20 protein-coding genes are annotated in these 18,167 nt (G+C 72.0%); 16 read left to right on the top strand and 4 right to left on the bottom strand.

All coding sequences use genetic code 11. The features are described from left to right. Window positions 1-178 precede the first annotated feature (178 nt). Genes Q5762_RS31935 through Q5762_RS31900 form a run of 8 tightly spaced genes read left to right on the top strand, consistent with a single transcriptional unit; the run spans window position 179 to window position 6,912 of the window. Complete coding sequence (locus Q5762_RS31935; protein ID WP_315895765.1) at window positions 179-994, top strand: alpha/beta fold hydrolase; 816 nt, start codon at window positions 179-181, stop codon at window positions 992-994. Then, entirely contained in the window at window positions 985-1,506 is a 522-nt protein-coding gene (locus Q5762_RS31930) for a cupin domain-containing protein (protein WP_315895763.1), read from the top strand. Before Q5762_RS31935 ends, Q5762_RS31930 begins: the two co-directional genes overlap by 10 nt. Next, window positions 1,499-2,239: an SDR family oxidoreductase gene (locus Q5762_RS31925; protein ID WP_315895762.1), complete on the top strand. Its 741-nt coding sequence runs from the start codon at window positions 1,499-1,501 to the stop codon at window positions 2,237-2,239. Before Q5762_RS31930 ends, Q5762_RS31925 begins: the two co-directional genes overlap by 8 nt. A gap of 14 nt (window positions 2,240-2,253) precedes the next feature. Beyond that, window positions 2,254-3,045 (top strand): SDR family oxidoreductase, encoded by a 792-nt coding sequence (locus Q5762_RS31920; protein ID WP_315895761.1) that lies wholly within the window; start codon window positions 2,254-2,256, stop codon window positions 3,043-3,045. A gap of 9 nt (window positions 3,046-3,054) precedes the next feature. Then, on the top strand, window positions 3,055-4,680 hold the full coding sequence (locus Q5762_RS31915) for a thiamine pyrophosphate-binding protein (RefSeq protein WP_315895760.1): 1,626 nt from the start codon (window positions 3,055-3,057) through the stop codon (window positions 4,678-4,680). 13 nt (window positions 4,681-4,693) lie between these two features. Continuing rightward, window positions 4,694-5,629 carry a PDR/VanB family oxidoreductase gene (locus Q5762_RS31910; protein WP_315895759.1) on the top strand — a complete coding sequence of 312 codons (936 nt, stop codon included), beginning with the start codon at window positions 4,694-4,696 and terminating at the stop codon, window positions 5,627-5,629. 42 nt (window positions 5,630-5,671) lie between these two features. Continuing rightward, entirely contained in the window at window positions 5,672-5,896 is a 225-nt protein-coding gene (locus tag Q5762_RS31905) for a recombinase-like helix-turn-helix domain-containing protein (protein ID WP_315895758.1), read from the top strand. 2 nt (window positions 5,897-5,898) lie between these two features. Further along, entirely contained in the window at window positions 5,899-6,912 is a 1,014-nt protein-coding gene (locus tag Q5762_RS31900) for an aromatic ring-hydroxylating dioxygenase subunit alpha (RefSeq protein WP_315895757.1), read from the top strand. A 6-nt stretch (window positions 6,913-6,918) separates the two neighbouring features. Here the strand turns inward: Q5762_RS31900 and glsA are convergent, their stop codons facing one another. Beyond that, a complete protein-coding gene (gene glsA, locus Q5762_RS31895) occupies window positions 6,919-7,992 on the bottom strand; it encodes a glutaminase A (RefSeq protein WP_315895756.1) in 1,074 nt (357 codons plus the stop codon). Between the two features lie 163 nt (window positions 7,993-8,155). On the opposite strand from glsA, the gene Q5762_RS31890 reads away from it, so the two are divergent. Beyond that, window positions 8,156-8,650 (top strand): DUF1269 domain-containing protein, encoded by a 495-nt coding sequence (locus Q5762_RS31890; RefSeq protein WP_315895755.1) that lies wholly within the window; start codon window positions 8,156-8,158, stop codon window positions 8,648-8,650. Window positions 8,651-8,671: 21 nt separating this feature from the next. Here Q5762_RS31890 and Q5762_RS31885 read toward each other — a convergent pair whose 3' ends face one another. Together Q5762_RS31885 and Q5762_RS31880 are read right to left on the bottom strand one after the other, a co-directional pair. After that, complete coding sequence (locus Q5762_RS31885; protein ID WP_315895754.1) at window positions 8,672-9,322, bottom strand: hypothetical protein; 651 nt, start codon at window positions 9,320-9,322, stop codon at window positions 8,672-8,674. Between the two features lie 112 nt (window positions 9,323-9,434). Then, the gene (locus tag Q5762_RS31880; protein WP_315895753.1) at window positions 9,435-10,529 is read right to left on the bottom strand and encodes a chemotaxis protein; all 1,095 of its coding nucleotides are present in this window, start codon (window positions 10,527-10,529) and stop codon (window positions 9,435-9,437) included. Window positions 10,530-10,719: 190 nt separating this feature from the next. On the opposite strand from Q5762_RS31880, the gene Q5762_RS31875 reads away from it, so the two are divergent. Genes Q5762_RS31875 through Q5762_RS31855 form a run of 5 tightly spaced genes read left to right on the top strand, consistent with a single transcriptional unit; the run spans window position 10,720 to window position 16,054 of the window. Then, on the top strand, window positions 10,720-11,190 hold the full coding sequence (locus Q5762_RS31875; RefSeq protein WP_315895752.1) for an SRPBCC family protein: 471 nt from the start codon (window positions 10,720-10,722) through the stop codon (window positions 11,188-11,190). Continuing rightward, window positions 11,187-13,511, top strand: coding sequence for an FdhF/YdeP family oxidoreductase (locus tag Q5762_RS31870; protein WP_315895751.1), 2,325 nt, complete (start codon window positions 11,187-11,189; stop codon window positions 13,509-13,511). The genes Q5762_RS31875 and Q5762_RS31870 overlap by 4 nt, the downstream gene beginning before the upstream one ends. A gap of 28 nt (window positions 13,512-13,539) precedes the next feature. Next, entirely contained in the window at window positions 13,540-14,565 is a 1,026-nt protein-coding gene (locus tag Q5762_RS31865; RefSeq protein ID WP_315895750.1) for a Dyp-type peroxidase, read from the top strand. 5 nt (window positions 14,566-14,570) lie between these two features. Continuing rightward, window positions 14,571-15,386, top strand: coding sequence for a family 1 encapsulin nanocompartment shell protein (locus tag Q5762_RS31860; protein WP_315895749.1), 816 nt, complete (start codon window positions 14,571-14,573; stop codon window positions 15,384-15,386). A gap of 32 nt (window positions 15,387-15,418) precedes the next feature. After that, a complete protein-coding gene (locus Q5762_RS31855; protein ID WP_315895748.1) occupies window positions 15,419-16,054 on the top strand; it encodes a DUF1345 domain-containing protein in 636 nt (211 codons plus the stop codon). Between the two features lie 62 nt (window positions 16,055-16,116). Here the strand turns inward: Q5762_RS31855 and Q5762_RS31850 are convergent, their stop codons facing one another. Further along, window positions 16,117-17,010: an NAD(P)-binding domain-containing protein gene (locus tag Q5762_RS31850; RefSeq protein ID WP_315895747.1), complete on the bottom strand. Its 894-nt coding sequence runs from the start codon at window positions 17,008-17,010 to the stop codon at window positions 16,117-16,119. A 48-nt stretch (window positions 17,011-17,058) separates the two neighbouring features. Here Q5762_RS31850 and Q5762_RS31845 point away from each other — a divergent pair, with 48 nt between their 5' ends. Together Q5762_RS31845 and Q5762_RS31840 are read left to right on the top strand one after the other, a co-directional pair. Beyond that, a complete protein-coding gene (locus Q5762_RS31845; RefSeq protein WP_315895746.1) occupies window positions 17,059-17,466 on the top strand; it encodes a MerR family transcriptional regulator in 408 nt (135 codons plus the stop codon). A gap of 471 nt (window positions 17,467-17,937) precedes the next feature. Further along, window positions 17,938-18,141, top strand: a complete 204-nt coding sequence (locus tag Q5762_RS31840; RefSeq protein WP_003991681.1) for a cold-shock protein — start codon at window positions 17,938-17,940, stop codon at window positions 18,139-18,141. The last annotated feature ends 26 nt before the right edge of the window (window positions 18,142-18,167 follow it).

Here is an 18,167-nt window from a genome sequence, read left to right as displayed (position 1 = left end):
CGAGCTACGGGCCCCTGCCCAGGGCGACGTCCGCGTCGACGCCGAGCCCGGCGGCCCCGTCGAGCGGCCCGGCGTCCTTGCCGAGCTACGGGCCCCTGCCCAGGGCGACGTCCGCGTCGACGCCGAGCCCGGCGCCCCCGTCGAGCGGCCCGGCGTCCTTGCCGAGCGGCGCGTCGACGTGCATGTCGCGGAAGCCGGCGAGCGCGGGCCGCTGCTGCTGTGCCTGCACGGCATCGGGTCGTCCTCGGCCGCCTTCGCTCCGCAACTCGCCGAACTCTCCTCGTACGTACGGGTCGTAGCCTGGGACGCCCCCGGCTACGCCGCCTCCCCCGACCCCGAAGTCCCGCTCACCCTCGACGACTTCGCGGACGCGGCCGCCGCGGTCATCCGTGCGCGCGCCACGCGTGCACACCTCCTCGGCGTCTCCTGGGGCGGGGTGATCGCCCTGCGGCTCGCCACCCGCCATCCCGAGCTCGTCGACTCCCTCGTCGTCGCCGACTCCAGCCCTGGCTCGGGCACGGACGCGACGAAGGCGGCGGGCATGCGGGCCCGCGTCGGCGAGCTGGCCGAACTCGGCCCGCGCGCCTTCGCCGAGGCCCGCGGACCGCGCCTGGTGTCACCCGGCGCCCCGGACAGCCTCGTCCGGCGGGTCGTCGACACCATGGCCGACTCGGTCAGGCTGCCTGGCTACGCGTACGCCGCCGAGTCCATGGCCTCGGCCGACCTCCGCGCCGAACTGCCCTCGATCGCCGCGCCCTCGCTCGTTCTCTGCGGCGACCAGGACCGGGTCACCGGCATCGAGGCGAGCCAGGACATCGCCGGGGCCCTCCACAAGACCGCCTTCGTGATCGTCAAGGACGCCGGCCACCTGGCCAACCAGGAGCAGCCGGACCGCTTCAACGCCTGGATCCTCTCCCACCTCCGTATCACCGCACGCATCCCCGCCGCCATCCCTGCCTCCGCCCCCGAACAGGAGCTGTCACCATGCCTCTGACCACCACCGCGTACGACAACGGCGACGACCTCGCCGCGTACACCGACTCCCTCATCGCCACGAAGGCCTCCCGGGTCGCGGACTTCGACACCCTCTCCTTCCAGGAGAAGGCCGGCCCGCAGTACCGCCGCGGCCAGATCCGCTACGTCGGCTCCGGCGCCACCGGCAACCACGAGGGCGACAGCCGCATCATCCCCTCCGGCGGCTTCACCTTCTCCAACATGCTGCTGCCGCCCGGCGCCGAGGGTCCGGCCCACACCCACCACGACGTCGAGGAGGCCTTCTTCGTCCTGGAGGGCGAGGTCAAGGTCGGGATCCACCGCGGCCCGGACGAGGCCGAGTACCGGACCCTCGGCTACCGCGACATGATCGTCGTCCCGGCCGGAGTCACCCGCTCCCTGAAGAACGAGGGCGACACCGACGCCCTGTTCTGTGTCGTCATCGGCACGCAGAAGCCGCAGGTCCCGTCGTACCCCGCGTACTCGCCGATGCACGGTGTCACCCGTGACTGACCCTCGGGTCGTCGTCGTCACCGGGGCGGGCCGTGGCCTGGGTCTGGCCATGGCCCGCCGGGCCGGCGCCGACGGCTTCCGGGTCGTCGTCGCCGAGGTGGACGCGGACCGGGGCGAGCACGCCGTCGCCGGGCTGCGCGGGGAGGGCCTCGACGCCCGGTTCGTACGCTGCGACGTCGCCGACCCGGAGTCGGTGGAGGCGCTCGCGGACGCCGTGCGCCCCATGGGCCCGCTGTACGGCCTGGTCAACAACGCGGCGCTCGCCAACGGGGTGGGCGGCAAGGAGTTCCAGGACATCGACGTCGAGGTGTGGGACCGGCTGATGACGGTCAACGCCCGCGGCCCCTGGCTGGTGGCGAAGGCCCTCCACCCGCTCCTCGCCCGGCCCGGACGGATCGTCAACATCGCCTCGGACGCCGCCCTCTACGGCTCCCCGCGCCTGGCGCACTACATCGCCTCCAAGGGCGCGGTGATCGCCCTCACCCGGGCGATGGCCCGGGAACTCGGGGACCGGGGGATCACCGTGAACGCGGTCGCCCCCGGTCTGACCGAAGGCGAGGCGACCGCGACCGTGCCCGCCGAGCGGCACGGGCTCTACCGCGCGCACCGGGCCGTCCCCCGGCCGCAGCAGGCGGACGACCTCACCGGGATCGTCTCCTTCCTGCTCGGCGAGGAGTCCCGCTATCTGACCGGACAGGTGATCGCCGTCAACGGCGGCTTCACCATGAACTGAGCTGGAGACATGTCATGGATCTGGGCCTCGCCGACCGTACCGTCGTGGTCACCGGAGGCAGCTCGGGCGTCGGCCTGGCCACGGTCCGCGCCCTGCTCGACGAGGGCGCCCGCGTCGCCACCTGCGGCCGCGACGCCGACCGCCTCGCCACCGCCGCCGCGTCGCTCGGCGACGCCGGCCGCGACCGGCTGCTGACCGGAGTCTGCGACGTACGGGACGCCGACGCGGTCGGCCGCTTCGTCCGGCGTACCGCCGAGGAGTTCGGCGGCGTCGACGGGCTGGTCAACAACGCCGGACAGTCCCGGATGAAGGGGCTCGACGCGGCGACGGACGAGGACTGGCGCGACGAGCTGGAGCTCAAGTTCGCCGGGGTCCTGCACCCGGTGCGCGCCGCCCGCCCCTACCTCGCCGCATCCGACGCGGCGAGCGTCGTCAACATCAACGCCGTGCTCGCCAAACAGCCCGAGCCCCGGCTGATCACCACCAGCGCCGCCCGCGCGGGCATCCTCAACCTCTCCAAGTCGCTCTCGGCCGAACTCGCCGCCGACGGCATCCGGGTCAACTCCGTCTGCCTGGGCCTCGTCGACACCGGCCAGTGGGCCCGGCGGTACGCCGCCGCTGACCCCGGCACGAGCTACCAGGAATGGCAGGCGGAACTCGCGACCGACCGGGGGATCGCGCTCGGCCGGCTCGGCCGGGCGGACGAGGTCGCGTACGCCGTCGTCGCGCTGCTCTCGCCCCGCGCCTCGTACATCACCGGCACCGCAGTCGACGTCTGCGGCGGCGTCGGCCGCTCCATCCTCTGAGGAGACATCATGCGTCACGACAACGGAGGCGATCTCCTCGTCGCCGTCCTGCGCGAACTCGGCATCGACACCGTCTTCGGCATCGTCAGCGTGCACAACCTGCCGCTGGTGGAGGCCGTCGACCGTGACCTGCGGTTCGTACCCGTACGGCACGAGGCGTCCGCCGTGAACGCGGCGGACGCCTACGGCCGGGCGCGCGGCTCGATCGGCTGCGCCCTGACCTCGACCGGCACCGGCGCGGGCAACGCCGCCGGATCGCTCATCGAGTCGCTCAGCGCGGGCAGCTCGGTGCTGCACGTCACCGGGCAGGTGGAGAGCGAATTCCTCGGCAGCGGGCGGGGGTTCATCCACGAGACCAAGGACCAGCTGGGGATGCTGACCGCCGTCTCGGCGTACGCGGCGACCGTCCCCGACACCGAACGGGCGGGCCGGATCCTGCGCGCGGCGGCCCGCGCCGCGCTGGCCACGCCCGGCGGCCCGGCGAGCGTCGAGTGGCCGATCGACCTCCAGTACGCGGCCCAGAGCGACGATCCGTACGAACTCCCCGCACACGCCCTCCCGTTCCCGATGGACGGTGAACTGCGCGCGGCGGGGAAGCTGTTGGCCTCGGCGCGGCGGCCGGTGATCTGGGCCGGCGGCGGCGCGGTCCGGGCCCGCGCGCAACTGGACCGGCTGCTGGCCGCGACCGCCGCGGCGCTCGTCACCTCCAACTCCGGTCGTGGCGCTGTCCCCGAGGACCACGAACAGGTCATCGGCAACTTCGCCACCACGCCAGCCGTACGGGCCCTGCTGGCGGACGCGGACGTGCTGCTCACCGTCGGCACCCACTTCCGCTCCAACGAGACGGCCGACTACACGCTCCGGCTGCCCGAAGCGCACATCCAGATCGACGCGGACGTCGCCGCCCTCGGCCGGGTCTTCCCCGTCAGCCACCCCCTGCTCGGGGACGCCGCCACCGTCCTCGACGGCCTGCTGCCGCAGGCCCGGCGGGCCGAGGACGGCTGGAGCGCGCGCGTCGCCTCCGTACGCGCCGAGGTGCGTGCCGCACTGCACGACGGCATCGGACCCCAGGCCGCGATCTGCGACGCCCTCCGCGCCGCACTGCCCCGCGAGGCGGTCGTCGCCCGGGACGTCACGATCCCGTCGAGCAGCTGGGGCAACCGGCTGCTGGAGATGTACGACCCGAGGGACAACGTGTTCCCGCGCGGCGGCGGCATCGGACAGGGCCTGGCCATGGGCATCGGCGCGGCGCTCGCCCGCCCCGACGCCCCCACCGTCGTCATCGCCGGCGACGGCGGGCTCGCCGTCCACCTCGGCGAACTGCTCACGCTCGCGCAGGAACGGCCCCGGCTGACCCTGCTCGTCTTCAACGACGGCGGCTACGGCGTCCTGCGCAACATGCAGGACCGGTACGCCGAGCGGCGCTCCGGGGTCGACCTCGTCACCCCCGACTTCGAGGCATTGGCCCGCGCCTGCCGTCTGCCGTACCTGCGCATCGCGGCGGAGGAGCACGCCGAGCCCGTGATCGCGGAGGCCGTGGCCGCCGACGGTCCGGTGCTCGTCGAGGTCGACCTCACGGCGCTCGGTCCCATGAAGAACCCGTTCACTCCGCCCGTGCGGATCCCCGGCCAGTAGGAGGCGGCAGACCATGAGTGAGAAGTCGCTGCGGCTGCTCGTCCACCGCATGACGTGGGAGGCGGACGGCGTCCTCTCCGTCGACCTCGTCCACCCGGACGGAAAGCCGCTGCCGGGCTGGACCCCGGGAGCCCATCTGGACGTCCATGTGGGCGGCCACGTACGGCAGTACAGCCTCTGCGGCGACCCGCGGGAGGTGGGCTCGTACCGTATCGGCGTCCTCAACGAGCCCGCGTCACGCGGCGGTTCACGCCATGTGCACACAGCGCTCCGCCCCGGCCAGCAGGTCACGGTCTCCGAGCCGCGCAACCACTTCACCCTGGAGGACGCCGACGGCTATGTGTTCGTGGCCGGCGGCATCGGCATCACCCCCCTCCTCGCCATGGCCCGCGAGGCGGCCCGCCGCGGCGCACGGTGGCGCCTGGTGTACGGCGGCCGGAACCGCGACTCGATGGCGTTCACCGGGGAACTCGCCGCGCTGGACGGGGACATCACCCTCGTTCCGCAGGACGAACGCGGCCACATCGACCTGGATGCCCCGCTCGCCGAGCTGTCCGAGGCCACGCTGGTCTACGCCTGCGGCCCCGAACCGCTGCTCGCCGCCGTCGCGGAACGCTGCCCCGAGGACCGGCTGCGCCTGGAGCGGTTCGCCGCACCGGTCGTGGAACGCGCAGGTGACGACGGGGCGTTCGAGGTCGAGTGCCGCTCCTCCGGGGTGACCCTGACCGTCGGCGCGGACACCACGATCCTCGACGCCGTGGAGAGCGCGGGGCTGAGCGCGCCGAGCTCGTGCCGGGACGGGATCTGCGGCTCCTGCGAGACCCGTGTGCTCGACGGCACCCCCGACCACCGCGACTTCCTCCTCAGCGAGACGGAGCGGGCCGCCAACGCCTCGATGATGATCTGCGTCTCGCGGTGCGCCTCCGGCCGGCTCGTCCTCGACCTCTGACCCCATCCCTCTCCTCCCCCCCGCAAGCTGCCTGGAGACACCATGACCGACACCTGGCCCTACCTGGAGATCCACCAGAGCCGGACGAGCGAGCCGAGCCCGTACGCGTACCAGCTCGCCGCCACCCTCGAAGCGGTCTTCGCCCACGAGGGCCACCAACTGGCGGACGTCGTACGCGGGTTGAACGCCCGCAAGGTCCACGCCCCCGACGGGCAGCCGTGGACCGAGCAGTCCTTCCGCGCCGAGATCCACCGACTGGGAGCCTGACCATGACGCTGTCGACGACCGCGACCGCGGACCACATCCTCGCCCACGGCCTGCGCAACCAGTGGCACGCCGTCGTCCCCTCGCACTTCGTCGCCCCCGGCGCGATGCGCAAGGTCACCGCCCTCGGCGAGCAGTGGCTCCTCTTCCGCCGCTCCGACGGCACCCTCGCCATGCTCGCGGACCGCTGCCCGCACCGTGGCGCGCCGCTCTCGCTCGGCAAGCACCTGGGTGACCGGGTCGCCTGCTGGTACCACGGCGTCGAGGTGGAGACGGACGGCACGGTGTCGTCCGTGCCGGGGCTGCCGGGGTGCGGCCTGGAGGGCAAGCGGCTGGTCACGTCGCTACCGGTGCGGGAGGTGGCGGGCGCGGTGCTCGCGTACTTCGGCGACGAGGAGCACCCCGAGCCGGTGGAGCTGGCCCTCCCCGAACCGCTCGTCGACCCGGGGACGGACGCCTTCCTCTGCTACGCCGAGTGGAACGTGCCCTGGCGGTACGCGGTGGAGAACCTGCTCGACCCGATGCACGGCGCGTTCCTGCACCACGAGTCGCACACGATGTTCGACGGCGACACCACGGCCAAGTTCCGCATCCGCGAGACCGACCGGGGCTGGTTCTTCGAGAAGACGGACCAGCGCGGCGTCAACTTCGACTGGGTGGAGCTGTGCCGTACCGGTGTGGACTGGGTCGACCTGTCCATCCCTTACCCGCCCTCGGCCGGACCCGGCGGGCCGTTCGGCATCGTCGGGATGGTCTGCCCGGTGGACGCCGAGCGCACCGGAGTCTTCTTCTGGCGCTATCGCGCGGTCGAGGGCTGGCAGCGCGACTCCTGGCGGTTCCTCTACCGCACCCTGATCGAGAAGCGGCACTGGGAGGTCCTCGAACAGGACCGGGTGATGCTGGAGGCCATGCCGGCGGACGCCGACCAGCGGGAGAACCTCTACCAGCACGACCTGGGTGTGGTGCGGCTGCGCCGGCTGTACCGTGCCGAGGCCGAGTCCCAGTCCGGGATCTCGTAGCCGCCGTCACCGCTCGTGCGTCACGGGTGGCACGCGTGGCACGCGATCCGCCGGCGTGGAGGCGAAGAGGTTGAGGCCGAGCGTGCGGGACAGGTGGCGCGCCGCGCGCTGCCCGCGCACGCTGTTGCCCGCCGTGTCGAGCGGAGGGGAGAAGGAGGCCAGGGCGCCCTTCCCCGGCGCCACCGCGACGATCCCGCCGGACACACCGCTCTTGCCGGGCAGCCCGATGTCGTACAGCCAGTCGCCCGACCGCTCGTACAGCCCGGAGGCCGCCATCGCGGCCAGCACCCGGCGGCAGGTGCCGGGCGCCACGACCTGGACGCCGGTGAGCGGGTTCATCCCGCCGTCGGCCAGGGTGGCGCCCATGACCGCGAGATCCCGGGTGGACACCGTCAGGGAGCACTGCCTGGTGTAGACGTCCGTGGTCTCCAGCGGATCGAAGGCCATCCGACCGTAGCTCTCCAGGAGACGGGCGATCCCGCGGTTGCGCTGGTTGGTGGCGGCCTCGGACTCGTAGACCGTGATGTCGAGTTCGAGACACCGTCCGGCGAACGCCGACAGACCGTCCTGGACGAACGTCCACTTGGCCGCCGCGCTGTCCCCGGGGACCAGCCCGGTGGTCACCAGCGCCCCCGCGTTGACCATCGGGTTCATCGGGGCGCCGCCGTTGAGCTCCATCGCCATGACCGAGTCGAACGGCAGCCCCGTGTTGTTCACGCCGACGGCCTTCCAGGCCCCGAGATGGCCGAGGTGCTCGCAGACCAGGGCGAAGACGAAGGCCTTGGAGATCGACTGGATGGAGAAGGACCGGTCCGCGCAGCCGACCGAGTGCACCCGCCCGCCGGCGACGGCCACGCTCAGCGCGAACCAGCCGGGATCCGCCGCCGCGAGCGCCGGAATGTAGTCGGCCACCTGTCCCTCGTCCGAGGGCAGGTAGCGGTCGTACGTCTCGCGCAGCAGCGTGTCCACCGCGTCGGGCTCGGGCAGGAAGCCGGTCGAGATCGCCCCCCGCCCCAGATCGTCGCCGAACTCGGTGTCGCCCCGCTCCAACTCGGGCGGCACGACCTGTCCACTGGGCATGGACGCCACTCTCCCCGTGCGCCCCGCCACCCGCATGCGCGGGCGGACCAAGCAGGTGAAGCGGGGGCGGGAGCGCTCCGTGCCGACGGCGCACCTGATGCCGCGTGGCCGGTGGCGAGCATAGGGTGCGAAGCGACTGGTTTGATGGCAAAGGAGACAAAACATGTCTGAGCTCATCGTGATCGGCTACGACGAGGCGTCCGAGGCGAAGAAGGCCTTCAAGGCGGTGCAGGAGCTCCAGAACAGCCATGTCGTCGAGCTCAGCGGGCTCGCCGTCGTCTCGGTCGACGAGGACGGCGAAACCCACGTCGACACACCCGCCAAGAGCGAGAAGGTGGCCGTCTCGGCCACCGCCGGGGCCCTGTGGGGCATGGTCTTCGGGATGCTCATCCTCACCCCGGCCATGGGTGTCGTGGGCGCGGCGGTGGGAGGCCTGATCGGCAGACTGAGCCAGATGGGCATCGACAAGGACTTCCGGAGCAAGGTCCAGTCCCTCCTCAAGCCCGGCTCCGCGGCCGTGGTGATCATGGCCTCGAAGATCACCGAGGACAAGTTCGCCGCCGCCATGCAGCCCTTCGGCGGCACCCTGCTGAAGACGTCGCTCGCGGAGCAGGACGAGAAGGCGCTGGCGGAGCAGCTCGCCGGAGCGGCGGAGTAGCGCCGCCCGCCGACCTGCGCGTCAATACCGCTGCGCCTTGACCAGCTTCGGCGTCAGTGCGGGTTCGGCGGGCTCGCGGCTGGTCACGACCGGCTGGGCACGCTCACCGGGGGCGAGGTCCTCGGCTCCGACGAACTGGGTCTCCACGACCTTGCCCGAGGAGTCGAGGAAGTCGACCTGGGCGGCGTACGAAGCCGTGGCGTCCGTCCTGTTGGTGATGCTGACGAGGACGGCGAGCCGGCCCTTCGTCTCGGCGCGCGGCAGGCCGGTCATCGTGACCTCGCCGAGGGCGTTCCCCCGGCCCTGGACGTTCTTCAGGGCGTCCTCCGCGGCCTGTCGCGACCGTTCGACCTCCGCGCCGATCGACGCCTTGCGGGACGCCTCGCGGGCGGACGCCGAGGCCGCCGCCGAGGACGCGGAGGCCCGTGCGGACTCGACGGCCGCCGAGGCCGACGAGGCGAGCGCCGAGGGCGGGGAGCCGGTGAAGGAGGCGGTGTCCGGCGGGGACGGGCGCTCGGAGAAGGACGGGGCGCTGCCCGCGTCGTCGCCGTCCGTGCCGCAGGACACGAGCAGCGCGGCACCGGTCGTCGCCACGACGAGCGTCGCGACGGCGTGGGCGGCCCGCCTGCCGACGCGGCTCGTGCTGCCGGTCGCGGGGGTGGGGTGGTTCATGGGCGTTGCCTCTTCCCGGTGCGGGCTTCGGTACGGCTTCGGTACGGCTTCGTTACGGGTTTCGGTACGCGCCTGGGCACGGGCGCCGGGCTCAGTGCTCAGGGCTCGGTGCTCAGTAACGGAGGACGGCCGAGATACGCCCCGTCCCCGCCAGCGTGTCGTCGGGGACGAAGCGCACGTCCGCCCCCGTGCCCAGGGCCTGTTCGACGACCTCGTCCACGATGTCGTCCCGCGCGTCGAGGTCGCCCGGCTCGGCGGGTTCGAGGTGGTCCCCGTAGTCGCGTACGACCGTCTGGTAGTTCTCCTCCACGGCCAGCAGGCGGACCCGGCCCTCCTTCGCGGCCACCCAGACCTCGTCGAGGCCACCCGCGAACTCGCGGCGGCCCTGCGCCGCGTCCAGCTCGGCGGAGACGGTCGCCGTGTCGGCCGCCGTCCGTGCCGTACGCAGGGGCTGGACCGTCCGCCAGACCTCCGCCGCCGGTCCGTCGGCCAGGCCGCCGCTCGTGACGTTCGTGACGTCCTTGCCCAGGGCGCCCTGGTCCGCCAGGAGGGAGAGCGCGGGCGCGTCGCCGATCAGGTACAGCGGCCTGGGGGAGGAGCTGAGCACGATGCGCATCGCCTCGTGTGCGTCCCGCAGGAAATGCCGGGTGTCCTCGTCCTGGAAGGTGCTCGGCACCTCGCCGACGCGCTCCTCGCGCTCGACGTCAGGCTTCTCCAGGCTCCGCGTCAGCGGAAAGCCCTGCTCGGTGCTCTCGGTGACGCGCTCGGACTCGCCGTCCCAGAGGGAGACCCGGTCGGCCGCCACGGCCAGCGCCCAGAAGGGCTGCTCGGCGGCCTGCGCGGCGACGAGATTGCGGGTGAGGAAGGTGTCGGCGATGACGACCCGCTCGGGCACCGTCCGGGCCACCGACCAGACGTGGTGCTCCCCGGGCGCGGCGTAGATCACGAGGCCGTCCTCGGCGTGGACGAGGTCGACCTCGGCGAGGGCCTGCTCCAGCTGGCTCAGCACGTCGAGCCGCCGCTCACGGGTCACCGCCGGATCGTTCTCCAGCGCCTGCCCTGCCTCGGCCACCAGATTGCGGAGCCGGACGGGGTCCTGGGCGTTGTCCGGCTCCCGGCGGTGCGTGGGCATGAGCAGGGAGACGGCCGGATACGGGCGGGGCTGACGCAGTTTCGCGAGCAGTTCGGTGCTGAGCGCAGGATGCATGAGAGCCGACCTTTCTCGGGCGATCGCAGAGGGCACGCGTGGGGGAGCGACCGGTCATTAGGCACGATATGTCTCCCTTTGTGGGTCGGCGCGCCGCGCGGCCGCCGCCAGCCGTTCGGCCCAGCCGGACTGCGGGGCCGTGCGCGCGGCACGAAGCTGGGTCTCGAACCCCCGAAGGAGCGTGATCGGCGTGGCCCGGAACCGCCGTCTGATCCTGAGCTCGCCGTCCGAGGTCTGGGGCCTGCTGTCCGAGGGCCACCGCTACGGGGAGTGGGTGACGGGCACGCAGGAGGTCCTCTCTGCCGACCCGCACTGGCCGGCCGTGGGCGCCCGCCTGAAGGTCCGCGTCGGCGCCGGCTCCCTGACCCTCGACGACACCGTCGTCGTCCGCATCTGCGAACCCGAACGCCGCCTGGAACTGGAGGCGAAGGCCGACCCCTTCGGCGCGGCCCGTATCGCCATGAACCTGACCCCCTGGGGTGAGAACACCCTCCTCACCCTCGACTGGCACCCCCTCCGAGGCCCCGGCACCCGGATGCACGGACTCCCCGTGGACTACGTCATGGCCGTCCGCAACGGCATGATGCTGACGAAGCTGGCCCGGATCGCGGTGCGCGAACACGCCGACGCCGGCCCGCTCGGCGAAAGGGCGGAAGCATGAGCGCCACCCCCGAAGAGCAGGAACAGGTGCAGGCGCGGGTGGGCCCCGAGCCCACCGGTGAGCCGGAGTTCCGGCCCTATCACCACCCGGCCGCCGGATGGGGCGCCGCCAACAGCGTGACCCGGTTCATGGCCCGCGAGGGCGCGCTCGTGGACGGGCCACGGGCGATCATGAAGATGAACCACGAGAACACCGGCTTCGACTGCCCCGGCTGCGCCTGGCCCGACGACACCAAGGGCCTGCATCTGGACATCTGCGAGAACGGCATCAAGCACGTCACCTGGGAGATGACCCGCAAGCGGGTCGACCGCGCGTTCTTCGCCGCCCACTCGGTGACCGAGCTGTCCGGGTGGAGCGACTACGACCTGGAGAACCAGGGGCGGCTGACCGAACCGATGGTCTACGACCCCGACACCGACCTCTACACCCCGATCAGCTGGAAGGACGCGTTCGAGCTCGTCGGACGCACCCTGCGCGAGCTGGACTCCCCGCACCAGGCCGCGTACTACACCTCCGGCCGGCTCGGCAACGAGGCCACGTTCCTCTACCAGCTCATGGCCCGGGAACTGGGCACGAACAACCTGCCCGACTGCTCCAACATGTGCCACGAGGCCAGCGGCCGGGCCCTCCAGGCGTCCCTCGGCACCGGAAAGGGGACCGTCGACCTCAAGGACTGGGAGACCACCGACGCCCTCTTCATCCTCGGCGTCAACGCGGCCTCCAACGCGCCCCGGATGCTGACCGCCCTCGCGGAGGCGTACCACCGGGGCGCCCAGGTCGTGCACATCAACCCGCTCGTCGAGGCGGCCGCCACCCGCACGATCATCCCGCACGACTTCAAGGACATGGCGACCTTCCACGCCACCCGGACGAGCACCCTGAACCTCCAGCCGCGCATCGGCGGCGACATGGCGCTCGTACGGGGCATGGCCAAGGCGATCCTGGAGCAGTCGAACGCCGACCCCAAGGCGCTGGACCGGGAGTTCATCGACCGTCACACCGCCGGCTTCGAGGAGTACCGCGCCCTCTGCGAGGCCACGCCCTGGGACGAGATCGAGCGCCAGTCCGGCATCGGCCGCGCCGACATCCTCAAGGCTGCCCGGGTCTACCGCGAGGCGGACCGCTCCATCGTCAGCTGGTGCCTCGGCGTCACCCAGCACGAGCACGGCGTCGACACCGTACGGGAGATCGTCAACCTCCTGCTGCTGCGCGGCAATCTGGGCCGGGAGGGCGCCGGACCCTCCCCGGTGCGCGGCCACAGCAACGTCCAGGGCAACCGCACCTGCGGCATCGAGCACCGCCCGACCACGGAGTTCCTGGACCGGCTCGCGGAGGCCTGCAAGATCGACCCGCCGCGCGAGCACGGCCTGGACACCGTACGGACCATCGAGGCGATGCGGCGCGGCGAGGTGAAGGTCTTCATCGGCATGGGCGGCAACTTCGCCCTGGCGGCGCCCGACACCCCCGTCACGTACGGGGCGCTGCGCAACTGCGAACTCACCGTCCACGTGAGCACCAAGCTCAACCGCAGCCACATCGTCCACGGCAGGCAGGCGCTGATCCTGCCCTGCCTCGGCCGCACCGAGAAGGACCAGCAGCGCAAAGGCCTGCAGAGCACCTCCGTCGAGGACTCGATGAGCATGGTGCACCTCTCCGTCGGCATGAAGCGCCCGGCCTCGCCGCACCTGCTCGCCGAGCCCGCGATCGTCGCCGGCATGGCCCGCGCGGCCCTCCCCGACAGCGAGACGCCGTGGGAGTGGTACGTCGAGGACTACGACCGCATCCGCGACACGATGGCCCAGGCCCTCGACGGCTTCGAGGACTTCAACCGCCGGGTACGGCTGCCGCTGGGTTTCCGTATCAAGCAGCCCGCGCGGGAGCTCGTCTTCCTCACCCCCTCCGGTCGAGCCGAGTTCTCCACCGCCGAACTGCCCGACGTCGTCCCGGCCCCCGGCACGCTCGCGCTGGGCACGATGCGCTCGCACGACCAGTGGAACACCACCATCTACTCCGCCGACGACCGCTATCGCGGCGTCAAGAACCTGCGCACGCTCGTCTTCATGAACGAGGACGACATGCGCGAGCGCGGGATCGCGCAGTTCGACCCCGTCGACATCACCAGCACCGCCAGGGACGGCAGTCAACGCCACCTGCACGGCTTTCTGGCGATCCCGTACGACATCCCGCGCGGCTGCGCGGCCGGGTACATGCCCGAGATGAACGTCCTGTGCGCGCTCGGCGACTACAGCACCCAGAGCGACCAGCCGATCATGAAGCACGTCCGGGTCACCATCGAAGCCGCCGCCGCCCGCACGCCCTGACCGCGTCCACCACGTCCACTGGAGCCACATGGTCACCACGCAGCCCGTCGTCGTACCGCCGTCGAAGGCCGCCGTGTTCCTGGTGGCCACCGTGAACCCCGGCGGGGAGGCCGCCGTACGGGACGCGCTGGCCGAGCTGGCCGGACTGACGCGGTCCGTGGCGTTCCGGGCGCCCGACGACCGTCTGACCTGTGTCGCGGGCATCGGCTCCGCGGCGTGGGACCGGCTCGTCGGCGGGCCGCGCCCGCGCGAACTCCATCCCTTGCCACCGCTGACGGGCCCCAGGCACCGGGCGCCGGCCACTCCGGGCGATCTCCTCTTCCATCTGCGCGCCCGGCGCACGGACCTCTGCTTCGAACTCGCCCGGCTCCTCCTGGAGGCCCTGGGCCAGGCCGTCACGGTCGTCGACGAGGTGCACGGCTTCGCGTACTTCGACGAACGCGACCTCCTCGGCTTCGTCGACGGCAGCGAGAACCCCGAGGGCGGCGCGGCCACCGACGCCGTCTACGTCACCGAGGCCGACGACGAACCGCCGTTCCACGGCGGCAGCTACGTCATCGTGCAGAAGTACGTCCATGACATGACGGCCTGGCAGTCGCTCACCGTCGAGGAACAGGAGCACGTCATCGGCCGTACGAAGGCCGCCAACGTCGAACTGCCCGACGACATCAAGCCGCCCGACTCGCACGTCGCGCTCAACACGATCGTCGACGAGGACGGCACCGAGCGGCAGATCCTCCGCGAGAACATGCCGTTCGGGCAGGTCGGCCGAGGCGAGTTCGGCACGTACTTCATCGGCTACGCGCGGACCCCGGAGGTGACCGAGCGAATGCTCCGCAACATGTTCCTCGGCGACCCGCCCGGCCGTACCGACCGCATCCTGGACTTCTCCACGGCCGTCACCGGCGGCCTCTTCTTCGTTCCCAGCGCCGACCTCCTCGGCGACCTTCCCGCCCCGCCCCCGCCCGCCGCTGCCGCCCTGCGCGGCGACTCCGTGCGCGGCGACACCCTGCGCGGCGACACCCTGCGCATCGGCAGCCTCAAAGGAGCCTGAGCGTCATGACCAACCCCGCCGCCACCGACAACCTGCACCGCGAACTCGCCCCCATCACCCCCGCCGCCTGGGCCGAGATCGAGGAGGAGGCCGTCCGCACCTTCCGGCGGCACGTCGCCGGACGCCGTGTCGTGGACGTCCCCGACCCGGGCGGCCCGGCGCTCGCCGCCACCGGCACCGGGCACCTCTCCGCCATCGATCCGCCCGCCCCCGGTGTCGCCGCGCACCTGCGCGAGGCCCGACCGCTGGTCGAACTCCGGGTCCCGTTCACCGTGAGCCGGGCCGCCGTGGACGACGTCGAGCGCGGCTCGCACGACTCCGACTGGCAGCCGGTGAAGGACGCGGCGCGCGCCATGGCGTTCGCCGAGGACCGGGCCGTCTTCGACGGTTACGCGGCGGCCGGCATCGAGGGGCTGCGGGCCCGCTCCACCAACCCGGAGCTGAGCCTGCCGGCCGAGCCGCGCGACTACCCCGACGCGATCAGCCGCGCCCTGACCTCGCTGCGCCTGGCCGGTGTCGACGGCCCGTACGCGCTGCTGCTCGGCGCCGACGCCTACACGGCGGTCAGCGAGACCTCCGACCACGGCTACCCGATCGCGGCCCACCTCGGCCGGATCCTCGGCGGCGACCCGATCTGGGCCCCGGCGCTCACCGGCGCGTTCGTCCTGTCCACCCGCGGCGGCGACTTCGAGCTCCTCCTCGGCCAGGACCTGGCGATCGGCTACACCGCGCACGACGCCAAGGGCATCGAGCTGTACTTCCAGGAGACGCTGACCTTCCTGACGTACACGGACGAGGCGGTCGTCGTCCTCAGGAAATGAACGCCCCGGTCACCCAGTGAGGGTCACGAACCATGACACAGCGGTTGCCCCAGTCCGCCGTCGCCCGGCTCGGCTGTGCCGTCGTCGTCGGCGCGGCCGTCGCGGTGCTCGTCGCCGCGCTCACCGACGTACCGCTGGGCATCCTCGCCGGTATCGCCGCGGCCGAGACGCTGTTCGTCGTGGCGGGCTGGCTCGTGCTCTATCCGATGGACGCGGCCACCACACGGCGCGACGCCCGCCGCGAGGACTTCCGGCCCGCCGTCGACGAGATCGTCATCGTCGCCGTGGCCCTGTGCGGACTGGCCAGCATCGTCGTCCTCCTGCTGCGCGGCGGAGACGACACCGGCCACGCGGCCGCCGCGACCGCGCTCAGCGGGGTCTTCATGGCCTGGGCGGCACTCCACCTCATGTACGCGACGCGCTACGCGTACCTCTACTGCGGGACGTCCCCCGGAGGGATCGACTTCAACTCCGACGAGCCGCCCGCGTACCGGGACTTCCTCTACTTCAGCTACAACCTCGGGATGACCTACCAGGTCTCCGACACCGACGTCTCCAGCCGCCGGATCCGCGCGGTGGTGCTGCGGCACTCCTTGCTGTCGTACGTCTTCGGCACCAGCATCCTGGCCACCGCCATCAACCTCGTCGTCGGCCTCGTCACCGGCTGACCGCGCCTCCGGGGCCGCTCCCCGACACCTGCCGGCCCGAGCCAGGTGCCGGGGGAGGGCGGTCAGTCGGTGCGGGGCGTGCCGAACTCCTCGATCAGCACGGGATACTGCTCCCCGCCGTGCCCGGCGGCGATCGCCCGGTCGGCCATCGACCTGATCAGCCTGGGGAGTTCGGCGTTGACACCCAGTGCCTCGCTCTCCTCGATCAGGTGCGCCATCGCCCGCGCGTCGGTCTCCAGGGCCGAGACCTCGGCCGGGAAGGAGCCCTTGTCGATCTGCTCGGCGTACCCCGGCAGCCAGGTGGCCACCTCGGCGGCGATCATCTGGGCGAACGGCGCGTACGTCGCGGCGTCCACACCGGCCGCCCTGAGCATCGCGGTGCCCTGGAGCCAGGCGTTCAGGACGCTCCACATCATGGCGAGCCCGGCGACGTCGTACAGGGACGCGAGGCCGTGGTCCGCACCGAGGTACGTGGCGGTGCCGAGCGCGTCGAGCGTCGGCCTGTGCGCCTCGAACTCCGCCTCCGGACCGCTGTGCAGGATCACCGCCCCCGCGGTCCCGATCGACGACGGGATGGCCATGATGGCGCCGTCCAGGTAGCGGGCGCCTCGCTCCTCGGCCCAGCGGGCGGTTTCCCGGGCCTGGGTCGAGTCGCCCGAGGTCAGGTTGATCAACGTCGTGCCGGCCAGGTCGGCCTCGCTCGCGCCGAGCAGCTCGCGCACGGCCCGGTAGTCGGTGAGGCAGACGATCGTCAGGGAACCCGCCCGGAGCGCGTCGCCGATCGTCGGCGCGAGCCGCGCGCCCTCGGCCACCAGCGCGTCGGCCTTGGCGGCCGTGCGGTTCCAGACGGTGGTCGGATGCCCGGCCTTCAGGAAGGCGCCGGCGAGCGCCTGGCCCATCAGCCCGAGTCCGACGACGGTCACGGATGAAACGGCGGTATCGGTGTGGTTGCTCATGACAGCATCGTGAACGTTGACACCGGTATGAAGGTCAAGTGAGGCATCATGCGCATCGGGGAACTGAGCCGTCGGACGGGCGTCCACGCCCATCAGTTGCGCTACTACGAGTCCCAGGGCCTGCTGGAGGCGGACCGCGCCGGCAACGGGTACCGCGAGTACGACGAGAGCGCCGTGCTCCGCGTCAAACAGATCCGGCACCTGCTCGGAGCCGGCCTGAACTCCGAGGACATCGCCTACGTGCTGCCCTGCGCCGTCGGTGAGGCCCCCGAGCTGCCCGGCTGTGCCGAGCTGCTGACCGCGATGCGGTCACGGCTGCGCCGCCTCGACGACCAGATGGAGCAGCTCGCCCGCTCCCGCGACGCGCTCTCCGACTACATCGACGCCGCCGAGCGGACCGGTCCGAGCTACCCGCCCTTCGACGGCGCCGGCCGGGAGCAGCCCGTGTCCGCCTGACCCTGAGCGGGCGGTGCGTGGCCAACCGCCCGCGACACGGGCATGGGGACCGCACCTTTCCGACAGGAGGGTTTCGAAATGCTGAACGCGCCGCGAAATCGGCGTCCGGTAATTCTCGGACGAGAGTCAAAGAGGGCATTTCGATGACCTGATAGGCGCGGTCTGTCACGCCGCCGCGGGGGCCCGGGCGTGGCGTCCGCCGGCGGGTGCGCGCACCCGGTCCACCCGCTGGTCGGCCCGCTGCCGCCCCGACAGGCCCTCATCGGCAGGTTTCCGTGCGCAGCCGACCACGCCGTGCTACAGTCGACTCAGTTGCAGTTGTGGTTCCCATAAGACTTCAAGTGCCTTTCGCGAATTTATTTCGCCGGGCACTTTTTGTATTTTCGGTGCTGTTTCCGGACGGGGCAATCATGCGGCGACGCCGGATTCGCACAGTGCGGACTCCGGGTAGTGCCTCGAAGGAGATTTGACATGGCTACTGGCACCGTGAAGTGGTTCAACTCGGAAAAGGGCTTCGGCTTCATCGAGCAGGAGGGTGGCGGCCCGGACGTGTTCGCCCACTACTCCAACATCGCGACCTCCGGCTTCCGTGAGCTGCAGGAGGGCCAGAAGGTGACCTTCGACGTCACCCAGGGTCAGAAGGGCCCGCAGGCGGAGAACATCGTCCCCGCCTGATCGCCGAGCCTTCCGCGACGCAGCTG

Origin of the sequence: Streptomyces sp. P9(2023), assembly GCF_032436795.1 — a bacterium.
Classification (GTDB): Bacteria; Actinomycetota; Actinomycetes; order Streptomycetales; family Streptomycetaceae; genus Streptomyces.
This window is presented reverse-complemented; position numbering and strand designations above follow the sequence as displayed.

Coding starts and splice junctions, on each gene's coding strand:
- Q5762_RS31885 (WP_315895754.1), bottom strand. CDS start 9,322: ATGAACCACCCCACCCCCGCGACCGGCAGCACGAGCCGCGTCGGCAGG.
- Q5762_RS31915 (WP_315895760.1), top strand. CDS start 3,055: ATGCGTCACGACAACGGAGGCGATCTCCTCGTCGCCGTCCTGCGCGAA.
- Q5762_RS31845 (WP_315895746.1), top strand. CDS start 17,059: ATGCGCATCGGGGAACTGAGCCGTCGGACGGGCGTCCACGCCCATCAG.
- Q5762_RS31880 (WP_315895753.1), bottom strand. CDS start 10,529: ATGCATCCTGCGCTCAGCACCGAACTGCTCGCGAAACTGCGTCAGCCC.
- Q5762_RS31900 (WP_315895757.1), top strand. CDS start 5,899: ATGACGCTGTCGACGACCGCGACCGCGGACCACATCCTCGCCCACGGC.
- Q5762_RS31840 (WP_003991681.1), top strand. CDS start 17,938: ATGGCTACTGGCACCGTGAAGTGGTTCAACTCGGAAAAGGGCTTCGGC.
- Q5762_RS31850 (WP_315895747.1), bottom strand. CDS start 17,010: ATGAGCAACCACACCGATACCGCCGTTTCATCCGTGACCGTCGTCGGA.
- glsA (WP_315895756.1), bottom strand. CDS start 7,992: ATGCCCAGTGGACAGGTCGTGCCGCCCGAGTTGGAGCGGGGCGACACC.
- Q5762_RS31910 (WP_315895759.1), top strand. CDS start 4,694: ATGAGTGAGAAGTCGCTGCGGCTGCTCGTCCACCGCATGACGTGGGAG.
- Q5762_RS31920 (WP_315895761.1), top strand. CDS start 2,254: ATGGATCTGGGCCTCGCCGACCGTACCGTCGTGGTCACCGGAGGCAGC.
- Q5762_RS31905 (WP_315895758.1), top strand. CDS start 5,672: ATGACCGACACCTGGCCCTACCTGGAGATCCACCAGAGCCGGACGAGC.
- Q5762_RS31870 (WP_315895751.1), top strand. CDS start 11,187: ATGAGCGCCACCCCCGAAGAGCAGGAACAGGTGCAGGCGCGGGTGGGC.
- Q5762_RS31865 (WP_315895750.1), top strand. CDS start 13,540: ATGGTCACCACGCAGCCCGTCGTCGTACCGCCGTCGAAGGCCGCCGTG.
- Q5762_RS31860 (WP_315895749.1), top strand. CDS start 14,571: ATGACCAACCCCGCCGCCACCGACAACCTGCACCGCGAACTCGCCCCC.
- Q5762_RS31855 (WP_315895748.1), top strand. CDS start 15,419: ATGACACAGCGGTTGCCCCAGTCCGCCGTCGCCCGGCTCGGCTGTGCC.
- Q5762_RS31930 (WP_315895763.1), top strand. CDS start 985: ATGCCTCTGACCACCACCGCGTACGACAACGGCGACGACCTCGCCGCG.
- Q5762_RS31890 (WP_315895755.1), top strand. CDS start 8,156: ATGTCTGAGCTCATCGTGATCGGCTACGACGAGGCGTCCGAGGCGAAG.